This is a genomic window from Peribacillus sp. CSMR9 (assembly GCF_033141925.1).
Lineage (GTDB): Bacteria > Bacillota > Bacilli > Bacillales > DSM-1321 > Peribacillus > Peribacillus simplex_A.
On sequence record NZ_JAOPHO010000015.1, the window covers coordinates 59,560 to 74,872 of the forward strand.

Here is a 15,313-nt window from a genome sequence, read left to right on the forward strand (position 1 = left end):
ATTCTCCTAGTTAGAATAATGTGTCAGCCAAGTTCTTCACAAACTCACGCTCCCGTTCCTCGTCCAACTTATCCACAACGGAACGGAGAATTGCCCGTTTCGGCGGGATCAATACACTCAGATCGCAAGCATCGAGCAAAGCCCTGATCGATGCCGCATCTTCAGCCACTTTCCCTTGATTCACGGCTTTTATCAAATCACTCGACAGTTTAACGAACAATTCAATGCTTCTTGGATCCTTTAGCTTTGTATTGGTTTCTATCAATTGCTTTAACTGCTCCCCTTCGATATAAGGAACTTCAATGACGACAAACCTATTTTTTAGCGCTTCATTCAGTGGCACTGTACCGACATACCCTTCATTGATTGCAGCAATTACATTAAAGCCATCTTTTGCAGTGATGACTTCATTCGTGAACGGATTCGTTATCGTCCTTCTGTAATCAAGCACCCCATTGATAAGCGGCAGTGTTTCCGGCTTCGCCATGTTGATTTCATCTATATATAGGAAATGACCGTGAGTCATCGAATTGAGCACAGGCCCAGGTACGAATTCTATCACCTGTTTTTCATCTTTATAAGCCAACGTCTTGAAGCCCAATAAGCTTTCGGCATCCAAGTCGACTGAGCAGTTGACACTGAACATTGGCTGGTTGAATAAATTCGATAATGTCTCGGCAAACTTTGTCTTTCCAGCCCCTGTCGGACCCTTCAAAAGGATATTCTTCCCCATGCTCAAGGCCGTAATGGCATCTATCATCAACTCCATCTCGGGAGGCAGATATCCGCCGCTCCTTATCAATTCCTCAAATTGAGCAGGATTCTTTTTGCTTGCTTGTAATATATTTGCGATTTCTATTGGTAATCGATTAATCATTTTGTTCCTACACCCCTTTCTGAACATTTTAAGGCTCTTTCCCATTAAAAACAAACACTAAGGAAAAGAGCTGTCATCAAGACAGCTCCAGTTTGTAGAAAAAAACGTTCAGTTGAATGGAACGGGTGTGCGAGACTTCTGCGGGAAAAGCACATCAAAGGGAGACCCACAGGTGCAAAGGCGCCGAGGGCCGCCCGCGGAAAGCGAGTGCCCTACGTTCCAATCAACAGACCCTCAAAAAAACGGTAGGCAAACTCAATTATTATTGAGTTTGCCTACCGTCTGAATAGCTGTCATCAAGACAGCACCTTTCATGATTTCAAGTTCATTCTCATATAGTTAATGAAGACCTTAATAGGCTTCCTCAGGGTCCCTTTTCATCAGGCTTATCATATAGCCCAATAAACCGCCGATTATGGCAGGAATCACCCACCCTACCCCTACACTATATAGTGGAAGGTATTGTTTGAAAAGATCCGAAACAGTTTCCATTTTAATCCCTGATGCCATTAATCCATCAATGATGCTGATGATGGCCGTTAATAACAAGCTTACTAAGTAAACCTCCGATTTCCCTTTGAAAAAGGAATGGAAGAACGTTAGCACAATCAAAACGATCGCCACGGGGTAAAGCACCGTTAACACAGGCACCGTAATAGAAATGAGCTTGGTCAAACCTACATTGGCAACAGCCGCACTAAAAACGGAGAAGATGACGACAAATGATTTATACGAAATAACAGGCAGTAATTTATTGAAGTACGTAGAACAAGCCGTTATCAACCCAATGCTTGTAGTTAGGCATGCTGCGATCACAATCAATCCCAACAACACTGCACCGGCCGGTCCGAAAAAATGATGTGAGGCTTGAGCCAAAACGTCTCCGCCATTATCCAGGTGACCCAGTTTTTCCACACTTGTCGCCCCGACATAAGTCAAGGCCGTATAAACGATCACCAACAAAGAAGCGGCTATTAAGCCGGCTTTCATGCAGAAGCCTAACACTTCTTTTCTTGAAGTGATTCCCTTATCTTTGATTACATTAATGATAATGATCCCAAAAGCAAATCCAGCCAGTGTATCCATTGTCAAATATCCTTCTTTAAATCCCTTAAAGAAAGAATTATCTGAATAATTTGCCGATGGTGACTGGATTTCACCCATTGGGTTAATAATTGCGACTACAATGAGGATCCCGATGAAAATCAATAATAGCGGTGTTAATATTTTGCCGACAACATCCAGCATTTTTGATGGATTGATCGATAATAAACAGGCAACTCCAAAGTATATGATCGTGAATACCAGCAATGGTAAAAAACCGACATCATTGGAAAGGAAAGGTTTAATCCCTATTTCGTAAGATACACTCCCCGTTCTCGGAAGAGCGAAAAGCGGTCCCAATGATAAATAAAGAACGACCGTGAAAATGATGCCGAACATCGGGTGTGCCCTGCTCGCAAGCGATTGGACATCACTTTTGCCTGAAAAACCAAATGCCAATATTGTAATGAATGGCAATCCAACCCCAGTAATGATGAATCCTAAACTAGCCGACCATAAATTGGTCCCAGCTGACTGACCGAGCATGGCAGGGAAAATTAAGTTTCCTGCACCAAAGAATAAAGCGAAAAGCATTAATCCTGTAACAATAATAAAAGAGAGTGGTGCTTTCTGTGACATAATGAGGCCTCCATTGTTTTGATTCTCTTAAACGAAGAAAAGAGTTGTCCATCAATTTCCGATAAAGGTTAAATGAACTTCTGTCTATTCTACTTATCTGTTAACATGTACTTACATGAAACTATGAATTATACATAACTCTCCTAACTATAAAATCCGATGGAACGTTTGTCAAAACTATTTCACTAATTATTCGGAAAAATCTTTCTTTTCTTACTTCTTTTTATGAAAATGAGTGAGGCATTTAGAATCAGCAGAAAATTTGAGTAAAAAGTACTGCAATTTATTTTGCGAATAAAATGTTTTAATATTCAGATATTTATTAATTCTATATAAATATCTATATAAATACAAGAAAAAAGGAGAAGGAAATATGATTACTGAAAAAGAAAAGATGGTGAACGGGGAACCCTATATGGCTGCTGATCCGGAATTAATAAGGGAGAGGGAAAATGCGAGAAGGTTAACCCGGTTATACAATCAGACAACCGAAAACGAAGGTGATGAACGAACCTCACTGCTGAAACAGCTTTTCGGTTCCATTGGAACAAATATATATATTGAACCCACTTTTCGCTGTGACTATGGATATAACATTACTGTCGGGGAAAACTTTTATGCCAATTTCGATTGTGTCATTTTGGATGTTTGTGAGGTGAAAATCGGCAGGGACTGCATGTTGGCTCCCGGAGTGCATATCTATACTGCCACACATCCGCTGGATCCCTTCGAACGCTGTTCTGGAGTGGAATATGGAAAGCCGGTTACGATAGGGGATCATGTATGGATTGGCGGAAGGGCCATCATCAATCCTGGCGTTACAATTGGGAGTCATTCCGTCGTCGCCTCAGGGGCCGTCGTAACAAAAGATGTTCCTGATGGCGTTGTTGTCGCTGGAAACCCAGCGAAGGTCATCAAGCAAATTGAAGGAATTGAATAGCAGAGCTCACTCGCCCCTGAGTGGCCCTGCCTCCATTTGTCCGTTAAATATTCCTCAATGCTTCCGCAATCACAGTATCCCCAGAGATTAAATCGAAAGAACGCTTGTAGGTATTCTCCTCGGTCAATGACGCAAAAATCGTTCGAGCCACATCTTCCCGTGAAATCGAACCCCTTTCCAATTCTTCAGCGGCAGTCACTTTGCCCGTTCCCGGTTCGTTCACTAGTCCGCCAGGCCGAATGATGGTAAATATTAAATCGCTATGTAACAATGCCCTATCCGAATAGTGCTTGGCCACATAATACGGTTTGATGGCTTCATTCCAGTTTTCGCGATTATTGGCCTGAAAAGCACTCACCATGATGAATCGGTCGATTCCCAAATTTTCTGCCGCTTCAATCGTTTTTACAGCACCATCCAGATCAATCAACAGCGTTTGATCAGCTCCGGTGCTTCCTCCGGATCCCGCTGTAAATACGATGGCATCACAGCCTTTTGCCGCATTCGCAATCTCATCCACCGAACCCGTTAAGCTGACGACTGCAGATTCGATTCCATTTTTCTCAAAATGTTGCCTTTGTTCTTCTTTACGAATCATTGCCCTTACACTATGATCCGGGCTATCTTTTAATAAATCTACCAGGTGTTTACCGATCTGCCCATTTGCCCCAACTACGAATACTTTCATAAAGTCAGCTCCCATAATGGTTAGTTTGGTTACAGTTCAAATTATTTCATGTACACAGCTCATTTTCAAACAATCAGCCCGTCATACATTGGAAAAAGTTTGGCAACCACCCATATATATTTTATAATAATGACAATACGTGTTCTTTAGGGACATAAAGGGGAGGTGTAAAGATGGCAATAAGAATATTAATGCCACCTTCTGCAGCGTCTCATGCAAAGCCTAGTATTGGAGGCGATACTTTGCATGGGGTTAAATTAAGCTAAACTTAATCGCCCGACTTATCATTTCTAATATTTGGCTTTGCACCTTATTTCATTCTTAAAAAAGAATAAGGGGCTGGCAGAAATGAAATATGTAAAAGCGACGGCCGTTTTGCCTGAAAAGCTGATCGTTGAAATCCAAAAGTATGTGCAAGGCGAAACCATATATATCCCTAAACCTGAAAAGGCTCATAACAAATGGGGAACCTGTTCGGGATCAAGGGAATTGATCGATGACCGAAATGCCTCTATCAAATATGCATTCAAAGACGGGCATAGCATCCGCCAATTAGCCGAGGAATATTTTCTCTCCGCGGAAACCATCAAGAAAATCGTTTATTCCAAATAGGATTGCATGTGTAGCACTGATAATGATATCAGTGCTATTTGTATGCCGAGTATGTTTCTTAGTCGTTTTCCCCCTTTTAAAGCAAATGCAATTTATGTAAAGTAAAGAAAAACGGTACACTTGCAGAAACAGGAGTGAAGAAAATGGAACCTTTTATCAGAAGCGAGCAGTATAACTTCATTAAATCCCAAACACAGATTCTCATAAATGGACACGCGACCGCCAACGATAAGGATGTGATCCACACCCTGAAAACAGTCGCAAAAGAAAGGGTTTTAAGCTTATTCAATGACTTGAGCGAAGAGCAAAAACAACTGCTGGATCCAGTGGATACCATTAAAGATCCCGCACAGGCCGAAGTCTTTCTCTTACAGGTAAAGCCATTTGTGATCCCATTTAAAGAAGTAACCGAAAAAACGATAAAAAAATTATTTCCGAAAGCAAAGAAATTAAAAGCCCCTTTGTTGGAAAACATCGATTTGAGAGAGATTTCATACTTGGGATGGGATGATGTCGGTTCCGGAAAGAAATTCATCATTGCACACCATCATAATAAACTCACAGGATTGCACGGAACCATTAAACCAACCAACAAAAAAGGAATCTGTGCCATTTGCAGTCGCTTTGAAGAAATAGGGATGTTCATGTCCGAAACAAAAGGAACCGTCCAAGGGACATTCATAAAAAAAGGGAATTATATTTGCCTGGACAGCATGAAATGCAACCAGAACATAACCACTTTGGATAAAATGAATGATTTCATCGAGCGCTTGAAATAGTACGAAAAAGCAATCCTTTAATGGTGAAGGATTGCTTTTTCGAGTTCGTGCACTTACTCGTGAGTTTCGGCCTTTTACTCGTGAGTTTCGGCCTTTTACTCGTGAATTTTGACCATTTACTCGTGAGTTTCGGCCTTTTACTCGTGAATTCCACTTTTCCCACAATAAAAAAAAGAAGCACCATATGGCACTTCTTTTTTCTATTAAGGCAATACCGACGAACCCATCAAGTAGCGGTCCACTTCACGTGCTACTTCACGGCCTTCATTGATCGCCCAAACGATGAGGCTTTGCCCTCTTCTTGCATCTCCGGCGGCGAAAACGCCTTCGACATTCGTTCTGTATTCGCCATAGACGGCATCAATTTTTTGATTGACTGTTTCAACGCCGAATTGAGTTAAAAGCGGCTGTTCGGTCCCTTCGAATCCGATTGCGATGAAAACGAATTGTGCAGGCCATACTTTTTCAGTTCCTGGAATTTCCCTGAAAATGTATATTCCATCATCGCCTTTAACTTTTTCCATGGAGATTGTGTGCAGTTCTTTAACATTGCCATTTTCATCGGCTACGATTTTCTTTGTTTGGATTGAATATTGACGCGGATCTGCACCAAATTTCGCTTCCGCTTCTTCATATGCATATTCAAGGGAAAATACATTCGGGTAGGCAGGCCACATATTATCTGATGTACGGGACGTCGGAAGGATTGGATGCTTCCCGAATTGTACGACGCTCTTACATTCCTGGCGAAGGGCCGTCGCGACACAGTCAGCTCCTGTATCCCCGCCGCCGATGACGATGACGTCCTTCCCCTTAGTATCTATAAACTTGCCGTCTTCAAAATTGGAGTCCAACAGGCTTTTAGTCGAAGTCGTCAAGTAATCCATTGCAAGGTGAATGCCTGATGCCCCGCGACCTTCAATTTCCAGGTCACGCTGCTTTTGGGCACCTGTGCATAGGATGACTGCATCGTATTGATTTTGCAGTTCTTCGGCTGAAATATCTTTTCCCACTTCTGTATTGGTAATGAAATCGATGCCTTCCTGGGTCAATAATTTGATTCGGCGTGCAACGACATCCTTTTCAAGTTTCATGTTCGGGATACCGTATGTCAACAGCCCGCCTGCACGGTCGGAGCGCTCATAAACCGCGACCGAATGACCTGCTTGATTCAACTGATCAGCACTCGCCAATCCTGCCGGGCCCGAACCGATGATGGCAATTTTCTTGCCGGTCCTGCTCTCAGGGATGCGAGGCGTGATCCAGCCATTTTCAAATCCTTTATCAATGATGGTCCGTTCAATGTTCTTGATGGTAACGGCAGGATCGCTTATCGCTACCGTACAAGACCCTTCACATGGGGCAGGGCAAACGCGCCCTGTGAATTCAGGAAAATTATTCGTTTTCGACAAACGGTCCAATGCTTCTTTCCATCTGCCGCGGTAAACCAAATCATTCCACTCCGGGATCAGATTATGAATCGGACAGCCCGTGGTGACTCGGTTCAGCTCCATGCCCATATGGCAGAAAGGGGTGGCGCAGTCCATACACCGCGCTCCCTGTGTACTTAACTTTTCATCAGAGAAAGGAGCTGTATATTCTCTCCAGTCGCTTAAACGAGTGAGAGGATTCCGGTCTTTTGGCTTTTCACGCTGGTAATCCATAAATCCTGTTGCTTTTCCCATCTTTCTCTCCCCTTCCTCACTGCATCACAGCTTGTTTAGTGATTTTTTTATCTTGAACGGCATTCGCCTGAAATGCACTCATGACCGCTTCTTCATCCGTTAACCCTGCATGCTTCTGCTCATTGATGCTTTTCATCATCCGTTTGTAATCTTTCGGAATGACCTTTACGAATTTCTTAGCGAAATCCTCCCAGTTCTCCAGTACATACGATGCTTTGGCACTTTCTGTATAATGAAGGTGGCTGTAAAGCATTTCTTTTACCTCGTTGGCATCATCCATATCATCAAGCGTCTCGAATTCTATCATTTCGCCATTGCATAATGCCTTGAATTCTTCTGCATCATCAGCAAGTACATAAGCGATGCCGCCTGACATGCCTGCCGCAAAGTTTTTGCCGACGTCGCCCAGAATGACCACGCGTCCGCCTGTCATATACTCACAGCCATGGTCCCCAATTCCTTCAACGACGACATTGACTCCACTGTTCCGTACTGCAAATCGTTCTCCGGCACGGCCATTAATGTAGGCCTCGCCGCTTGTTGCACCGTATAATGCGATATTTCCGGCAATTACATTGTCCCCGGCCTCAATCTGATTGCCTGCAGGTGCCGTGACAATGATCTTTCCGCCAGATAAGCCTTTCCCAACGTAGTCATTGACATCACCTGTCAAATACATCGACATCCCTTTTGGAATGAACGCACCGAAGCTCTGGCCCGCCGATCCCGTAAAACGAAGTGTGATCGTATCTTCTGGTAAGCCGAATTCCCCATAGCGTTTGGATACTTCACTGCCGACAATCGTTCCGACCACTCGGTTCACGTTTGTAATCGGGAAGCTGACATCCACTTGGGTTTGATCTTTTAAAGCAGGCTGCACCACAGGTAAAATCTCACGGATATCCAAGGATTCTTCGATTTTATGGTTTTGAGGAAGTTGATACGTACGTATTCCCTCCGGTTGGAAAAGAAGTGTCGTCAAGTCCAGATGCTTCGCTTTCCAATGGTTTTGTGCCCGCTCGCTCACTTGTAAAACATCAGTGCGGCCAACCATCTCCTCTAGTGTTCTAAAACCAAGCTCAGCCATCGTTTCCCGCACTTCCTCAGCGATGAAGCGCATGAAATTCACGACATGATCCGGATCTCCAGTGAATTTGCTGCGAAGCTCAGGGTTTTGAGTAGCTACCCCCACTGGACATGTATCCAAATGGCAAGCACGCATCATGACACAGCCAAGGACCACAAGCGGTGCCGTAGCAAAACCGAACTCCTCCGCACCAAGGATGGCTGCCATGACTACATCGCGCCCCGTCATTAACTTTCCGTCCGTTTCAAGGACTACACGGCTGCGCAGGCCATTCAGCATCAGTGTTTGGTGTGCTTCGGCAAGGCCCAGCTCCCAAGGAAGACCGGTATGTTTGATACTTGTTTTTGGTGAAGCACCAGTTCCGCCATCATACCCGCTGATAACGATGACATCCGCGGCTCCTTTGGCCACACCGGCTGCAATCGTGCCTACGCCTGCTTTTGATACAAGCTTGACGCTGATCCTGGCATCACGATTCGCATTTTTCAAATCATGGATCAGCTGTGCCAGATCTTCAATCGAATAGATATCATGATGCGGAGGCGGTGAAATCAGGCCGACACCTGGTGTGGAACCACGGACCTCTGCGACCCAAGGATATACTTTGTTACCCGGCAGCTGCCCGCCTTCACCTGGCTTTGCACCTTGCGCCATTTTAATTTGAAGTTCATCGGCATTTACAAGGTAATGGCTTTTCACTCCAAAACGACCGGACGCAATTTGTTTAATCCCGCTGCGGCGATTATCACCGTTTTCATCAACTTGGTAACGGCTAGGGTGTTCCCCGCCTTCACCGCTATTGCTTTTTCCGCCTAAACGGTTCATTGCAATCGCAAGTGTTTCATGTGCTTCCTGACTCAATGAACCGAATGACATAGCGCCCGTTTTGAATCGGCTGACGATGGATTCCACGGATTCCACTTCATCTATTGAAATGCTTTGGCGCTTTTGATCGAACGAAAATAAATTCCGTAAAAAACCAAGTCTCTCTTCATTCGCCAAGTTTGAATATTGCTTAAATAAATTATAATCGCCTTTCCGGCAGGCCCATTGCAGTGTATGGATCGTTTTAGGATTGAAAGCATGATGTTCCCCTGTTTTTCTCCATTGAAAATCACTACCGCTTTCAAGAGTTTGATCATACGAATCAGCTGCAGCCTTCCTATGGCGAATCAACGCTTCTTCCGCTATCGTTTCCAAATCGATCCCACTAAGCTGCGATGCCGTACCGCTGAAATAACGTTCGATTACATCAGCACCGATTCCGACCGCTTCGAAAATTTGTGCGCCGCGATAACTTTGAATCGTGGAAATGCCCATTTTCGACATCACCTTTACGATGCCTTCTGTCAACGATCGTACATACTTCCTTACCGTTTCTTCGTAGCTGATGGCTAAACTGCCTTCCAATACAGCCTGCTTATATGTTTCATAAGCAAGGTACGGGTAAATCGCATCCACTCCATACCCGATCAGGGATGCGTAATGATGGACTTCCCTTACTTCCCCCGATTCAACGATAATGCTCACTTTCGTACGGTTCCCATGACGGATCAGCTCTTGATGAAGGGAGCTTGCAGCCAGCAGGGAAGGAATCGCTGCCTTTTCTTTGCCCATATCCTTGTCAGATAATATCAAAAGGCTGACACCATCAGCGATTGCTTGTTCCGCTTCACGGCAGATGCGATCGAGTCCATTCTCTAAATCTTCTGAAAATAAAGTGTGAATGACTTTGCTTCTGAATTCCGGAAAGGCATTTTCTTTCAACTGCTGCATTTGACCTGGCGTCAATACAGGTGAATCCAATTGAATGCGGCGGCTGTTCGTTTCATCCGGTTTCAGCAAATCCCCTTCCGCACCTAGAAATGTCATCGTTGACGTGACGATCTGTTCACGAAGCGAATCGATTGGCGGGTTGGTAACTTGGGCAAAGGATTGCTTGAAATAGTTGAAGAGCGATTGCGGGCGATCGGATAAGACCGCTAACGGAATGTCATTCCCCATGCTGCCCAGTGGATCTTTGCCTTCGTTAATGACCGGCAGTAGATATTTTTGGACATCTTCATACGTGTATCCAAACGCTTTTTGCCTGAATAACAAATCACTCAATGGCTCCCCTTCAAGCACAGGTTCTTCGTCACGTAATTGAACAAGCTGTTCGTCCAGCCATTGCTGGTATGGATTTTCCTGAGCCATTTCCGACTTGATCTCTTCATCGGAAACAATACGGCCTTCCTCTAAATCTATTAAAAGCATTCTGCCTGGGCTTAAACGATCTTTATATAATACATTCTCCGGCTCCACATCGATCACGCCGACTTCGGATGAGAAAATGATGTAATCATCTTTTGTCACATAATACCTTGCCGGCCTTAAACCATTTCGATCAAGGATGGCCCCGATTTGCTTGCCATTCGTAAAGGATATGGCCGTCGGACCATCCCATGGCTCCATGAGCATGCTATGATATTCATAAAATGCCTTCTTTTCCTTCGTCATATGTGGATTTTCGGTCCACGGTTCTGGAATGAGCATCATGGCCGCGTGTGCCGGCTTACGCCCTGCAAGAACGAAGAATTCAAGTGCATTATCAAGAATCGAGGAATCACTGCCGTCTATATCCAAAATAGGCAGGACCTTTTGCAGGTCATCCCCGAATGCTTCTGAAACAAACTGCTGCTCACGTGCTTTCATCCAATTCACATTACCTCTAAGCGTATTGATTTCGCCATTATGAATCAGGTAACGGTTTGGATGTGCCCGTTCCCAACTAGGAAAAGTATTCGTGCTGAAGCGTGAATGCACTAAAGCGAAAGCAGAAACGAAATCCTCCTGTTGAAGGTCAAGATAAAAGGCATCCACCTGCTCTGGTGTCAACAATCCTTTGTATACGATCGTAGCACTTGAAAGGCTGGCAAAATAAAAACGATTGCCGCGTTCACGAGCCCAGTTTTCAGCTTGTTTTCTGATAATGAACAATTTACGCTCAAAAGCTAAATCATCTGTCAGCCCAACGCTTGCCCCGATGAATACTTGGCGGATCGTCGGACATGTCTCCTTGCCGACCTCCCCGATTTTCGTTGCATCAACAGGAACCGTTCTCCAGCCTAATAGCGTTTGGCCCTCTTGTTCGATAAATGCATTCAAACGAGCTTCGATTTCATTCCGTTCATCATCGTTGTTAGAGAAAAAGAGCATGCCTACTCCATAGCTTCCTTTTGCCGGCAAGTTCATCTCCGGGCATGCCAGCCTGAAATATCTATCAGGAATCTGCACCATTAATCCTGCACCATCTCCTGTAAGGGGATCGCTGCCTTGTCCGCCGCGATGATCTAATTGGCACAGCATTTTCAGTCCTTGTTTGACGATGTCATGTGTAGCAAGCCCTTTTAAATGAGCATATAACCCGATCCCACATGCATCATGTTCAAATTCAGGATGGTAGAGCCCTTGTGCTTTTGGTATTTGATTGTATGTCATATTAATCGCCCCCATCGTATTCTTACACCGGTATGTCACTTACATTTTATTCTAGGTTTTCAAATTGATATAAACAATATATAATTCTAATAGAACCTATCTCAATTTGAGATGAATGGTAGGAGGATGAATAAATGGAACTACGTCAATTACGTTATTTTGTTGAAGTTGCCGAGAGAGAACACGTCTCTGAAGCCGCAGTGCACCTGCATATTGCACAATCAGCAGTCAGCCGGCAAATCTCCAAATTGGAAGATGAGCTTGGCGTTCTTTTATTTGAAAAAACCGGCCGAAATATTCAGTTAACTCCAATTGGTAAAATATTTCTATTTCATGCAAAAACGGCTATACAAGCGATAGAATATGCCAAATATCAAATTGAGGAATTTTTGGACCCTGAACACGGAACCATTAAAATCGGGTTCCCGACCAGCCTCTCCACCCATTTGCTGCCTACCGTCATTTCCGCTTTTAAAGATGAGCAGCCGAGTATCGGGTTCCACTTAAGACAGGGATCTTATTCCTCTTTAAAGGAAGCCGTCAAAAATCGCGAAATCGGATTAGCCTTTCTTGGACCAATCCCGATAAACGATCCAGATATCGAAGGTCATATCCTGTTCACGGAAAATATTTCCGCTTTGCTGCCCATAACCCACCCATTGGCGGAAAGGAAGAGTCTGCGCCTAAGTGATTTACGAAATGATCCATTCGTTTTGTTTCCCAAAGGATACATCCTTCACAGTATCGCTATCGAAGCATGCAAAGCAGCCGGTTTCGCACCGAACATCACCTCGGAAGGTGAAGACATGGATTCCATAAAAGGGCTCGTATCAGCCGGAATTGGGGTCAGTCTGCTCCCTGACAGTACCTTTTATGAAGTCACTCCAAGACTGACTGTCAAAATCCCGATCGACACCCCTGAAGTCAAACGGACTGTTGGCATCATCACACCAAAAAACAGGGAATTGGCACCATCGGAAGAACTTTTCTACCAATTTGCCAAAAAGTTTTTCTCTGTTCTCGAGCAATACCAATAAATCATGGTTTTAGAATGTTCCATTCATCTTTCATGCATTCAGCCCCATCAGCATTAATACGGTAAAGCTGCCCCTCTTTCCGGAAAAAGCGTATGGAAGCCAGGGGCGCAATCCTTCTAAACTATGAATGTGAGCGAAGGGCCTTATCCATAAATGATTTCATTAGACAACTTACCTATAGCCAACTGTTCGAATAACGTATCAAGATTATTTGTACAGGAGGAATTGATATGAAACCCACCCATTCACATCTTGCTTGGCATGAAACACTGGAACTTCATGAATTGGTCGCAGCCTAGTCCATTACCCTTATTAAATTGAAAAAAGCCTATCCGACAATACAGGACCCCATTCTAAAAACGATTTACAGGCAAACCATTGATGCCCTTGCCCAAAACATCATGGAATTGCTGCAATTTTACCCATTGACACCTAAGACGGACCTGGATGGCGATGTATTAAGGGATGAAGCATCGGCCGCTGCTGCCGGAGAATTGCTGGGGCTTGCCAAAACATCCATCAAAAATTATGCAGGTGCCATTTCTGAAACAGCCACCCCTTCCCTTCGAAAGGTATTTATTAAACATTTAAATGGAGCCATCGATATCCATTTCAAGATTTTCAACTACCTTTATGAAAGAAATCTCTATCCTACTTACAACTTAAACCAATTGCTTCAAAATGACGTGGATGTTGCCAATAATGCTCTTTCACAGCCATTCTAAATGCAAAAAAGGTAAGCGCACCGATCGCTTGCCTTTTACCCCGTTCCGACTCTTAAATGTTATAATATTTAATAATTGGGTTTAATTAGGTTAATATTATCAAGGGGGTGAAAATCTATGAAAAAGATCTTATTATCCATCATCATATCCCTGCTCTCATTTTCTTTAGCCGCCTGTAAGGCTGATGATCCAAAACCCGAGAATACCCTTTCAGTTCCTGAGTTATCAGCAAGGGAAAAAGCCATCCTTGAGAATACAAGTGAACATTTCTTTCTTGTCGATTTCAATGTTGATGATACATACAAGAAGATGGCCGTCTGGGTCGAAAAATATGAATTTGGTAAACTTGTCGCACCTGAAATGGGACGCATGACAACTGCCGTCAAAGATAATGGGACAATCATCTTTACGACTTCCAAAACGGTTGATGGCCAAAATCTTTCGATGTTCAACATCAGCATTCAAAACGACGATGGTACGGATACAGCCACTTATCCTGAAACCATTGCAGAAAAGGGTTCCAGCGTATGGGGCAGTCCTAGTAAATTCAATATAAACAACACAAAAAAGCTTGCGTTGGCGAGTATTTGTTATTCAAGCCGAGATGAAGGAATACATACACTTTCCAATGGTTTTTTCAATGACATGGATCGTCATATGGAAGAGTTAAAGGAATACGATGTCGTCTACCTTCTGAGAAGTGAATTTACTAAATAAGCTTACTAGTGCAGGAGACAAGTTGAATCGAACTTGCCCTGCACAGTTTGTTTTTCATTCAAATTAAACGAATTAAAGAGAACACGATGAAATTTCCAATTGAGTTCTATAATGATTACTGTTGACTATTACTCTAGGTATTACTTTTGGTTTTACACTTCAAATCAGTGGAAAGCTAATATTTTTTAAATATGAAATATGAAAAGGATTGATTAAAATTAGAGCGATTAATGCTAGATTTAAAAGATTAATGAGATTGAAAAATTCCGAATTTTTTCAAGTAGACTTGTCCGATGAAGAACAAAATGCATTTTTACTAATCCATGATAAAAATAAAAATCTAAAGAATGTAGAAGATAAGTTTATAGATGTCTATCTTTTATCAAATTTCGAATTATCTGACTCATCTCATCAAGACGTACTAAGCTACAGTGAAGATCTTTTAGGGATGAAACATCAGTGCTCTTATCATGTACATACTTTAAAAGTAGAAGAAGAGTTTGTTTTTAATTTTCCTTTTGACATGATGACTATTCGAAATTATGTACAAGAAATCTTGATAAAATTAAATATCAAAGAACAACTTCCTACCTTTCAAGAAGCTGACTTTGATTACTTATCTCAAGATTAAAAAACAAATGAACAAAAACTATGTAAAAATCATTTTATGTTTATCTCTCTATTAATCATAGCTATATTTTCTTCAATAGGACTGACGAACATCAAAAATGGACACTTTAAACCTGATGAAAGAAACAATCAAACAGAGTGGGGATCATCTATAGCTAATGAAACACATATATCAGGATATAAAGAATGGATTAAACAATGAAGATAGGTACAGTTATGAAGGGGAAATTAGGTTTATAGGTGAAATTAAATAACTCTAAGTGACAATCTATATTCACATGTCCCTTTTCTTAATGAAAGGCTCTTTTCGTAAAGATTGTTGTTTTTAAAACGAAACTATTTAAGGTTGATTGGAGCGGAAGTGCGAGACTCC

Annotated in this window: 11 protein-coding genes and 1 pseudogene; 7 read left to right on the forward strand and 5 right to left on the reverse strand. The window is 42.9% G+C overall.

Annotation, left to right across the window (positions count from 1 at the left end; translation table 11 throughout):
• Nucleotides 1-10: 10 nt before the first annotated feature.
• Together N9I19_RS10035 and brnQ are read right to left on the reverse strand one after the other, a co-directional pair.
• Nucleotides 11-877: an ATP-binding protein gene (locus N9I19_RS10035; RefSeq protein WP_317777692.1), complete on the reverse strand. Its 867-nt coding sequence runs from the start codon at nt 875-877 to the stop codon at nt 11-13.
• A 351-nt stretch (nt 878-1,228) separates the two neighbouring features.
• Nucleotides 1,229-2,560, reverse strand: coding sequence for a branched-chain amino acid transport system II carrier protein (brnQ, locus tag N9I19_RS10040; protein WP_317777693.1), 1,332 nt, complete (start codon nt 2,558-2,560; stop codon nt 1,229-1,231).
• Nucleotides 2,561-2,933: 373 nt separating this feature from the next.
• On the opposite strand from brnQ, the gene N9I19_RS10045 reads away from it, so the two are divergent.
• Nucleotides 2,934-3,500: a sugar O-acetyltransferase gene (locus tag N9I19_RS10045; protein ID WP_317777694.1), complete on the forward strand. Its 567-nt coding sequence runs from the start codon at nt 2,934-2,936 to the stop codon at nt 3,498-3,500.
• Between the two features lie 43 nt (nt 3,501-3,543).
• On the opposite strand, the gene N9I19_RS10050 is transcribed toward N9I19_RS10045, so the two are convergent.
• Complete coding sequence (locus N9I19_RS10050) at nt 3,544-4,188, reverse strand: SDR family oxidoreductase (RefSeq protein ID WP_061465292.1); 645 nt, start codon at nt 4,186-4,188, stop codon at nt 3,544-3,546.
• 348 nt (nt 4,189-4,536) lie between these two features.
• On the opposite strand from N9I19_RS10050, the gene N9I19_RS10055 reads away from it, so the two are divergent.
• Together N9I19_RS10055 and N9I19_RS10060 are read left to right on the forward strand one after the other, a co-directional pair.
• Nucleotides 4,537-4,800: a CD3324 family protein gene (locus tag N9I19_RS10055; protein WP_317777695.1), complete on the forward strand. Its 264-nt coding sequence runs from the start codon at nt 4,537-4,539 to the stop codon at nt 4,798-4,800.
• A gap of 143 nt (nt 4,801-4,943) precedes the next feature.
• On the forward strand, nt 4,944-5,579 hold the full coding sequence (locus N9I19_RS10060; RefSeq protein ID WP_317777696.1) for a FusB/FusC family EF-G-binding protein: 636 nt from the start codon (nt 4,944-4,946) through the stop codon (nt 5,577-5,579).
• Nucleotides 5,580-5,782: 203 nt separating this feature from the next.
• On the opposite strand, the gene gltD is transcribed toward N9I19_RS10060, so the two are convergent.
• Nucleotides 5,783-7,264 carry a glutamate synthase small subunit gene (gene gltD / locus N9I19_RS10065; protein WP_317777697.1) on the reverse strand — a complete coding sequence of 494 codons (1,482 nt, stop codon included), beginning with the start codon at nt 7,262-7,264 and terminating at the stop codon, nt 5,783-5,785.
• 16 nt (nt 7,265-7,280) lie between these two features.
• A complete protein-coding gene (gene gltB, locus N9I19_RS10070) occupies nt 7,281-11,831 on the reverse strand; it encodes a glutamate synthase large subunit (protein WP_317777698.1) in 4,551 nt (1,516 codons plus the stop codon).
• Between the two features lie 134 nt (nt 11,832-11,965).
• Here gltB and gltC point away from each other — a divergent pair, with 134 nt between their 5' ends.
• The 4 genes and pseudogenes from gltC (at nt 11,966) to N9I19_RS10090 (ending at nt 14,941) form a co-directional block, all read left to right on the forward strand.
• The gene (gene gltC / locus N9I19_RS10075; RefSeq protein WP_317777699.1) at nt 11,966-12,868 is read left to right on the forward strand and encodes a glutamate biosynthesis transcriptional regulator GltC; all 903 of its coding nucleotides are present in this window, start codon (nt 11,966-11,968) and stop codon (nt 12,866-12,868) included.
• A 230-nt stretch (nt 12,869-13,098) separates the two neighbouring features.
• A pseudogene (locus N9I19_RS10080) lies at nt 13,099-13,593 on the forward strand (spore coat protein).
• Between the two features lie 117 nt (nt 13,594-13,710).
• Nucleotides 13,711-14,310: a hypothetical protein gene (locus N9I19_RS10085; RefSeq protein ID WP_317777700.1), complete on the forward strand. Its 600-nt coding sequence runs from the start codon at nt 13,711-13,713 to the stop codon at nt 14,308-14,310.
• A 250-nt stretch (nt 14,311-14,560) separates the two neighbouring features.
• On the forward strand, nt 14,561-14,941 hold the full coding sequence (locus tag N9I19_RS10090) for a hypothetical protein (RefSeq protein WP_317777703.1): 381 nt from the start codon (nt 14,561-14,563) through the stop codon (nt 14,939-14,941).
• Nucleotides 14,942-15,313 lie beyond the last annotated feature (372 nt).

What these genes read in the sequence shown, in the direction of transcription:
- N9I19_RS10035 (WP_317777692.1), bottom strand. Translation starts at nt 877, where the DNA reads ATGATTAATCGATTACCAATAGAAATCGCAAATATATTACAAGCAAGC.
- brnQ (WP_317777693.1), bottom strand. Translation starts at nt 2,560, where the DNA reads ATGTCACAGAAAGCACCACTCTCTTTTATTATTGTTACAGGATTAATG.
- N9I19_RS10045 (WP_317777694.1), top strand. Translation starts at nt 2,934, where the DNA reads ATGATTACTGAAAAAGAAAAGATGGTGAACGGGGAACCCTATATGGCT.
- N9I19_RS10050 (WP_061465292.1), bottom strand. Translation starts at nt 4,188, where the DNA reads ATGAAAGTATTCGTAGTTGGGGCAAATGGGCAGATCGGTAAACACCTG.
- N9I19_RS10055 (WP_317777695.1), top strand. Translation starts at nt 4,537, where the DNA reads ATGAAATATGTAAAAGCGACGGCCGTTTTGCCTGAAAAGCTGATCGTT.
- N9I19_RS10060 (WP_317777696.1), top strand. Translation starts at nt 4,944, where the DNA reads ATGGAACCTTTTATCAGAAGCGAGCAGTATAACTTCATTAAATCCCAA.
- gltD (WP_317777697.1), bottom strand. Translation starts at nt 7,264, where the DNA reads ATGGGAAAAGCAACAGGATTTATGGATTACCAGCGTGAAAAGCCAAAA.
- gltB (WP_317777698.1), bottom strand. Translation starts at nt 11,831, where the DNA reads ATGACATACAATCAAATACCAAAAGCACAAGGGCTCTACCATCCTGAA.
- gltC (WP_317777699.1), top strand. Translation starts at nt 11,966, where the DNA reads ATGGAACTACGTCAATTACGTTATTTTGTTGAAGTTGCCGAGAGAGAA.
- N9I19_RS10085 (WP_317777700.1), top strand. Translation starts at nt 13,711, where the DNA reads ATGAAAAAGATCTTATTATCCATCATCATATCCCTGCTCTCATTTTCT.
- N9I19_RS10090 (WP_317777703.1), top strand. Translation starts at nt 14,561, where the DNA reads ATGAGATTGAAAAATTCCGAATTTTTTCAAGTAGACTTGTCCGATGAA.